Genomic DNA, 7,740 nt, shown 5'->3' with positions numbered 1-7,740 from the left:
GTGCTGCAGCGGGTGCAGGACGCCACCTTCCGAAAGCCCCGATGTCGTCGTGATGGCAGCACCATTGCACGTCTCGGCCAGCGTCAGGCAGGACAGCCGGAGCTCGCCGTCGATGATGACCGAACAGGCGCCGCAGGTGCCTTGATGGCAACCGCCTTTCGGCGAGGTGTCGCCGATCTTGTCGCGCAGTGCGTGGAGCAGCGTCGTGCCGCTGTCGATGAATTCGGCCTTTTCAGAGCCGTTGAGCGTGAACTGGACCGGGACCTTTGCCATGTTTCCTCCTTGCGCGCCTGCCCGATTGATCGGACAGACGCGCGCCCCCCAACGGGTGTTTCAGGTCAGCAGCAGCCGGCCGAGATGGACCGGCAGCACTTCGTTGCGATACCAGGCGCTGGCGATCGGATCGGTGGCGGGCGAGGTGCCTTTGTTGCCCGCAGCGAGCGCCGGGGCGATGCCGTCCTTGGTCAGGCTTTGGCCGATCAGTGCTTTTTCCGCGGCCTTGGCGCGCATCGGCCGGTTTGCCATGCAGCCGAGCGCGATCCGCGCCGAGGACACGGCACCGTCGCCGGCCAGTTCAAGTACGGCGGCGATGCTGAGCACCGAGACGCCCTTTGGCTTGACCCGCGACACTTTCAGGAAGCGAAAGCCGTCTGCCTTCGGAAGCGCGAAAGCGACCGAAGTGACGATAGCGCGGTTGCTGTCGCGCCCTGCCAGGAAGGTTTCGATCGGCGTTTCGCCGTCATCGGTGCCAATCGTGGCATCGAGCGCCAGCAGGGCAACGGCGAAGTCGCCATAAGGCGCCGGTGCGAACAGATTGCCGCCAACGGTCGCCATGTTGCGGACCGCCGGGCCGCCGACGGCGCGTGCGGCCTTGGCAAGGAAACCGAGATCCGGATGACGGGCGACCGCCGCCATGGTCACCGAAGCGCCGATGCGGACCTTGCTGTCAGTGACGGCAATTGATGAAAGCGACGGCTCGGTCGAACGGATCAGGCTGGAGACCGAAACATCGCCTTCATTGGCGGCGCGCACGACCAGCGTGCCGCCTCCGAGATAGCGGCTGCCCTGGGATTTCAGCGCCGCGTTGGCCTCCTTCACCGTCGCAAAAGTCTGCAGTGCTAGCGCCATAGCCGGGCTCCCTCAGCTCTGGCCGGCGAAATGGCTCTTCAGGGCATTGAAGCCGCCCTGGAAGACGTTGGCGCCCATGCCCTCGGCCAGCTTGCCGGCTTCCTCGGGCGCCGCGTCGAAGCTGGCGGTCCATTCGGCATAGGTTCGGTCGCCATCGGTCACGCGTCGCAACTGCAGCGTCGCCTTGTGGTTGGTGAGCGGCTGCGGTGTCTCCAGGATCGAGTAGCTGACGAGGAAATTGTTGTCGGAGAAGTCGAGCAGCTTTTCGCGAATGCGGGCGCCACTGGCGAGCTGGAAATTGCGCACGCAGCCGATCGTCGAGGCGTCCTTGCCGTCCTCGATATGGCTTTCCACCATTCGCGGGTGCCAGCCTGGCAGGCCGTTGAAGTCGCGAATGCGCGCCCAGACCTGTTCGACCGGTGCGTCTATGACGCTTGAGATGGTGACGTTCGCCATATGGATGTCCCCTTGCAGATGCGGCAGTTGGGCAAGGGTAGGGCGGCCAAGTCAAAGACGCTTATCAATGCGTCTTGAGCCCGTATCAAGGAGTCTGAAAAAGGGTGGGAGCCTGAAAAAGCGGCCGGTTGGCTCAGGCGATCATCCGCGCCGCTTCGCGGTAGAGCGTCGGCGGCACGCCGACATGGTCGCGGAAGAAGCGCGAGAAATTGCCCTGCGTGGTGAAGCCGAGATTGCAGGCGACCGAAATCAGCGGTTCCTGCGACCACTGCAATTGCCGCACCGCTTCCTCCATGCGCAGCGTGTTCCAGTAGACATTGGGTGTCAGATTGGTCTGTTCCTTGAACAGGGCGAAGAAGTGCGGCCGCRACAGGCCGACGGCACGCGCCACGTCGTCGAAGCAGATGCGCTCGCAGACATTGGCTCTCATCAGCTGGATTGCCTTGCGGACGCGGAAATCCTGCATGGTGTTTATGCGGACGCGCGCTTCCTGGGGCGCCGAAGCGTCCGCGGCATCGAGGACGCTGTCGATGAAACGCTCGATCTCGTAATTGGCGACATCGTCGACGCTTTCATTGTCGATGAGGTGATCGAGCAGACTGGCGGCGGCCTGGTGCAGCCAGGGTTCCAGCGTGATTGCGGCCTGCGAGAACAGCGGTGCGGACGAAGGCAGGTCGCGGCGCCGCCGCGCCCAGTCGGGATCGATGTAGAAGGCGAGGAACAGGCCCGGCGTGCCGTTTCGCGACAGGACATGGCTGTGTGGCTGAAAGGAGTTGATGCCGGCGGCGGTGCGCGGGCCAAGCCGTACCGTCTCGCGGCCGATGGTCATCTCGCCGGCAGTGCCTTCAAGCCAGATGATCAAATGTGCTTCGACGTGGGCATGGGTGACGAAGTCGCTTGCGACATTCAGGACAGAAACATGTCCGAACCGGCCCCAGTAGAGCCTGATCGCTTCCGTCATGGGTATTCCTCCCGCAGACGACTGGCCTCCCTTCGCCTGCGGGGCGGATTGTGCGGCTGAGTTCGGGGCCGCGTCAAGACGTGGGCCTGTGGCGAGGGTGGATGACGGCCGATGCCGGTGGATTTTCAGACTGAGCGATAGGCAGTGAACCGAACAACGGTGGATGGCCGCGCCGGCGTCGGTGCCTCAAACCGAAGCCGTCATGCCGCCGTCGACATAGAGCGTGTGGCCGTTGACGAAGGACGATGCGTCGGAGGCGAGGAACACAGCGGCGCCGATCAGTTCGTCGACATTGCCCCAGCGCCCGGCCGGCGTGCGCTTCTCCAGCCAGGCGGAAAATTCGGGATTGTCGACCAGCGCCTGGTTCATTTCGGTGCGGAAGTAGCCGGGCGCGATCGCGTTGATCTGCAGGCCGTGTTTTGCCCAGTCGGTGCACATACCCCTGGTCAGATTCCTGATCGCGCCCTTGGTTGCGGTGTACGGCGCGATGTTCGGCCGGGCCAGTTCGCTCTGCACCGAGCCAATGTTGATGATCTTGCCCATGCCGCGCGCGATCATGTGGCGGGCAACCGCCTTGCCGGCATGGAAGGCGCCTGAGACATTGGTCTTGAACAGCCGCTCCCATTGCTCCTCGGGAAAGTCTTCGAGCGGGGCGCGGAACTGCACGCCGGCATTGTTGATGAGGATATCGATGGCGCCGATCTCGGCTTCGATGCGGGCGATGTCCGCGTTGACCGCTTGAAAATCGGTGACATCGAAGGTCGAGGCGTGCGCCTTGAAGCCGGCATCGCGCAGCTTTTCGACGGCGCCGCCGATCCTGGCGGCATCGCGGCCGTTCAGCACCACGCCGGCGCCATGTTCAGCCAGGCCGCGCGCCAGGGCAAAACCTATGCCCTGACCAGAGCCGGTTACCAGCGCCAGCCGGCCCTCAAGGCTGAACAGCGAGTTTGCCATCAGGCTGTCTTCTGTTCGACCATGATCTCTGGACAAACGGTTTCCGTTTGTCCGAAAAACCGGTTTCCACTTTTCGGGATCATGGTCCTAGTCGTTGCGGCGGAAATTGCGGATGCGGTCGAACAGAACCGCCAGCAGGATGGCGCCGCCGATGAACACGCCTTGCCAGAACGCATTGATGCCGAGCAGGCCGAGACTGTTGCGGATCACCTCGATGAGCGCCGCGCCGACGATGGCGCCAAAGGCGGTGCCAACGCCGCCGGCAAGGTTGGCGCCGCCGATGACGGTGGCGGCGATGACCTGAAGCTCCATGCCGGTGCCGAGATTGGTGGTGACGGCGCCCAGCCATCCGGTCTGGATGATACCGGCAATGCCGGCCGAGAGCGCCGAAATCATGTAGACGGCGACCTTGATCTGGCGCACCGGAACGCCGGTCAGCGTCGCAGCATGCTCATTGCCGCCGATGGCGAAGATGTGCCGGCCGAACTTGGTCCAGCGCAAGATGAAGCCGGTGATCAGCGCCAAAAGGATCATGTAAAGCACTGGATTGGCGATGCCGAACACCCAGGCGCCGCCGCCCAGCGCCAGCAGCTTGTTGTGGTCCGGTCCGAACTGGAAGACGACGGTGTTGTTGGAAGCAACCATGGCCAGGCTGCGGGCGATCGACAACATGCCGAGCGTCACCACGAACGGCGGAAAGCCGAGATAGGCGATCAGGATGCCGTTGAAGGCGCCGATGGCAAGCGCCGTTGCGATAGAGGCCAGGATGCCGATCTCGATCGAGTAGCCGGCATGCATGGTGACGGCCAGCACCATCGACGACAGGCACAGCACCGAACCGACCGAGAGGTCGATGCCGCCGGTGATGATGACGAAGGTCATGCCGAGCGCGATGATGGCGACGAAGGTGATGTTGCGGGTGATGTTGTAGAGGTTCTTCTGCGTGGCGAAGGCGTCGGTGGCAAACGACAGGAACAGGCAGGCGAGGATGACCGCGATCACCACCCAGAAGGTCTGGCTGGCAAACAGCTTCGACAGCAAGGTGTGCTGTTTCTGTGCGATCGTCTGGTCAAGGGTGACTGCCATTATCGACCTTTATCTGCCGGTGGAACGCGCTGAAATCAAACCTGTTCGATAGCACCAGTGATCAGCCCGGTGACTTCTTCGGGCGAACTGGACGCGATCGTCTTGTCGGCGACCTTGCGGCCACGCCGCATGACGATGACGCGGTCGGCGACGGTGAAGACGTCGGGCATGCGGTGGCTGATCAGCACGACGGCAATACCCTGGTCGCGCAAATGACGGATCAGGTTGAGCACCTCGGCGACCTGCCGCACCGAGATCGCCGCCRTTGGCTCGTCCATCAGCACGATCTTGGCTTGCGACAGCATGGTGCGGGCGATCGCCACCGCCTGGCGCTGGCCACCCGACATCTGCTTGACGAGGTCGCGCGGGCGGGTCTCGGACTTGAGCTCCGCGAAGATCTGGCCGGCGCGCTTGTACATAGAAGCGTAGTCGAGGATGCGGAAGGGGCCGACGCCGCGGCGCAATTCACGGCCGAGATAGACATTCGCCGCTGCCGTCAGATTGTTGCAGAGCGCCAGGTCCTGGTGAACGATCTCAATGCCGTGCTGGCGGGCTTCGACCGGCTTGTGCAGAATCAAATCCTTGCCGTCCATCTGCATGGTGCCGTGGCTCGGGCGGAAATTGCCGGCGATCATCTTGACCAGCGTCGACTTGCCGGCGCCATTGTCGCCCATCAGGCCGACCACCTGGCCGGGCTCGATCGACAAAGACACGTCGTTGACCGCCTGGATGGCGCCGAAATGCTTCGATATGTTGGTGAGTTCGAGAACCGCCACCAGCCTTCTTGCCTCCCCGTGCTTTGCGACCTGCTGCTGTTCCCGGCGTCAATGCCGGCGCTGCTTTGGCCTCGCTCTTCCCAGCTCCTCCCGGAAACAGCGTTAGCGTTCTTTTACGCAAAAGCCGGCGCGCGTCAATCAATTGTCGGACGAATTAAGGTTGGATTATTCTAAAAATCCGTTTTGTAGGACAAATAGCATTGACGTTGGCGGCGAGCCGATATTAGCTAAGCGTCGGAGGAGATTATGCCGGTCCCTGCCTGCGGTTCGCCGGGTGGAATCGGTGGAGGTTTATCGGTCGAGGTTTCGGCTGCACCCCGTGTGTTGAGCCGGTCCAAGGCCGCATCTGGAAATGCTTATCGATCTGTCTTGGCGATACGAGAGCTCGCGAAACGAACCTCGGTCATCACGCGTCCGGTCGATCTGTGTGGCGGGCACGCCGTGTCCGTCTGTTTCAAGGGAGGACTGATATGAGGAAATCACTTTTGCTTGCCGCCGCCGCCATGATGGCGCTTGGCGCCGGACCGGCTTTGGCCAAGAAACAGCTCGTCATTGTCGTGAAAGGTCTCGACAATCCGTTCTTCGAAGCCATCCACCAGGGTTGCGAGAAATGGAACAAGGAAAACGCCAGCTCGGAATATGAATGCTTCTACACCGGCCCTGCCTCGACCTCGGACGAGGCCGGCGAGGCGCAGATCGTCCAGGACATGTTGAGCAAGGCCGACACCGTGGCGATGGCGATTTCGCCATCCAACGCGCCGCTGATCGCGCAGACCATCAAGACCGCCAATCCGACGATCCCGATCATGACGGTCGATGCCGACCTCAGCAAGGAAGATGCGGCGCTGCGCAAGACCTATCTCGGCACCGACAACTACTTGATGGGCAAGAAGATCGGCGAGTACATCAAGAAGGGCAAGCCGAATGGCGGCACGATCTGCACCATCGAGGGCAATCCTGCGGCCGACRACATCTTGCGTCGTGCGCAAGGCATGCGTGACGCACTGTCGGGCAAGGAAGGCCTCGCGGCGCTCGCCGGCGAAGGTGGCTGGACCGAAGTCGCCGGCTGCCCGGTGTTCACCAATGACGATGGCGCCAAGGGCGTTCAGGCGATGACCGATATCCTCGCCGCCAACCCCAAGCTCGACGCGTTCGGCATCATGGGCGGCTGGCCGCTTTTCGGTGCGCCGCAGCCCTATCGCGATCTGTTCGGGCCGCTCAAGGACCGCATCGCCAGCAACGACTTCGTCATCGGCGCAGCCGACACGATTGGCGACGAGGTGGCGATTGCTCGTGACGGCCTGGTCACCGCACTGGTCGGCCAGCGGCCGTTCGAAATGGGCTACAAGGCGCCCTCGGTGATGATCGACCTGATCGAAGGCAAGACCGTCGCCGATCCGGTGTTTACCGGTCTCGACGAATGCACCAAGGACACGGTCGACACCTGCATCCAGAAGTAGGTTCTCGATTTGGGGCGCTCGGCAACGGGCGCCCCCCGTCGATTCCTGAACGGGACACTGCGGTTGGGGCGGCAGGCTCCGGCTTTGCCGCGTCCATGGTCTGGATTTTTCGGCAACGAGATCGGCGTGCCGTGCGGGTCCGGACCAGTCCGGACGACAGACGGCCGACGCATTGGAACGTGGATGCCGGACAAGAAGTCAAAGAAGCGAACCGACCGGGCCAAGGCACAAGACAGCCTCCGTCCAGTTGTCATGCGCAGGGCTGGCGCTGCACACTTTTCGGGAGCGAGCGTTCATGTCTCGCTAGCCAGCGAGATTGGTCTCAGGATCGTGCGCGGCGATTATCTGCCCGGCACCATCTTGCCCAACGAGGCCAAATGGGCCGAAATCTTCGACGTTAGCCGTTCGGCGGTGCGCGAAGCGATCAAGATGTTGATGGCCAAGAGCCTTCTGGCCTCGCGCCCCAAGATCGGCAGCTGGGTCGAGCCGAAAGAGCGCTGGAACCTGCTCGACCGCGACGTGCTGGCCTGGTACGCGACAGCGCCCGATCGCGAGGCATTCCTGCGCACCGTGCAGGAGTTTCGCCATATCATCGAGCCGGAAGCGTCGGCCTTTGCCGCCATGCGGCGCAGCGACGAGCAGATGGCCGAGATCAGCCAGGCCTGCCGCGAGATGGGCGATGCCTTGAGCCTGCAGGAGCGTATCCGCGCCGACACGCGTTTTCATCTCGCCATCCTGCGCGCCTCCGGCAACGATCTGCTGGTGCCGCTCGGCGTGCTGATCGAATCGGCACTCGACCATCTCTTCGACTTCACGACGCAGAGGGTCGGTGATCAGCGGCAGGCGCAGAAGCTGCATGAGGCGATCGAGAAGAACATCCGGCTGCGGCGTCCGACAGCCGCGCGCAACGCCGTGCACA

9 protein-coding genes are annotated in these 7,740 nt (G+C 63.0%); 2 read left to right on the top strand and 7 right to left on the bottom strand.

Annotated elements, in window-relative coordinates; translation table 11 throughout:
* The 7 genes from ACXJ7R_RS19380 to ACXJ7R_RS19350 all read right to left on the bottom strand — a co-directional run.
* On the bottom strand, positions 1 to 273 hold a 273-nt coding region (locus ACXJ7R_RS19380; RefSeq protein WP_457153252.1), incomplete at its 3' end, for a (2Fe-2S)-binding protein.
* A 60-nt stretch (positions 274 to 333) separates the two neighbouring features.
* Positions 334 to 1,128 (bottom strand): FAD binding domain-containing protein, encoded by a 795-nt coding sequence (locus ACXJ7R_RS19375; RefSeq protein ID WP_457153251.1) that lies wholly within the window; start codon positions 1,126 to 1,128, stop codon positions 334 to 336.
* 12 nt (positions 1,129 to 1,140) lie between these two features.
* A complete protein-coding gene (locus tag ACXJ7R_RS19370) occupies positions 1,141 to 1,584 on the bottom strand; it encodes an SRPBCC family protein (RefSeq protein WP_184875027.1) in 444 nt (147 codons plus the stop codon).
* A 133-nt stretch (positions 1,585 to 1,717) separates the two neighbouring features.
* Complete coding sequence (locus ACXJ7R_RS19365; RefSeq protein ID WP_457153250.1) at positions 1,718 to 2,545, bottom strand: helix-turn-helix domain-containing protein; 828 nt, start codon at positions 2,543 to 2,545, stop codon at positions 1,718 to 1,720.
* 186 nt (positions 2,546 to 2,731) lie between these two features.
* Positions 2,732 to 3,499: an SDR family oxidoreductase gene (locus ACXJ7R_RS19360; RefSeq protein WP_457153249.1), complete on the bottom strand. Its 768-nt coding sequence runs from the start codon at positions 3,497 to 3,499 to the stop codon at positions 2,732 to 2,734.
* An 87-nt stretch (positions 3,500 to 3,586) separates the two neighbouring features.
* On the bottom strand, positions 3,587 to 4,585 hold the full coding sequence (locus ACXJ7R_RS19355) for an ABC transporter permease (protein WP_095091447.1): 999 nt from the start codon (positions 4,583 to 4,585) through the stop codon (positions 3,587 to 3,589).
* A gap of 35 nt (positions 4,586 to 4,620) precedes the next feature.
* Positions 4,621 to 5,361: an ATP-binding cassette domain-containing protein gene (locus tag ACXJ7R_RS19350; protein ID WP_457153248.1), complete on the bottom strand. Its 741-nt coding sequence runs from the start codon at positions 5,359 to 5,361 to the stop codon at positions 4,621 to 4,623.
* Between the two features lie 470 nt (positions 5,362 to 5,831).
* Between ACXJ7R_RS19350 and ACXJ7R_RS19345 the strand changes: the two genes are divergently transcribed.
* The gene (locus ACXJ7R_RS19345; protein WP_457153247.1) at positions 5,832 to 6,821 is read left to right on the top strand and encodes a sugar-binding protein; all 990 of its coding nucleotides are present in this window, start codon (positions 5,832 to 5,834) and stop codon (positions 6,819 to 6,821) included.
* Positions 6,822 to 7,004: 183 nt separating this feature from the next.
* The coding region (locus ACXJ7R_RS19340) for a FadR/GntR family transcriptional regulator (RefSeq protein ID WP_457153246.1) at positions 7,005 to 7,740 on the top strand (736 nt) is incomplete at its 3' end.

This window comes from Mesorhizobium sp. P5_C1, from assembly GCF_054049815.1.
The sequence above is the reverse complement of the archived record's forward strand: the minus strand, read 5'-3'. Positions and strand labels throughout refer to the sequence as shown.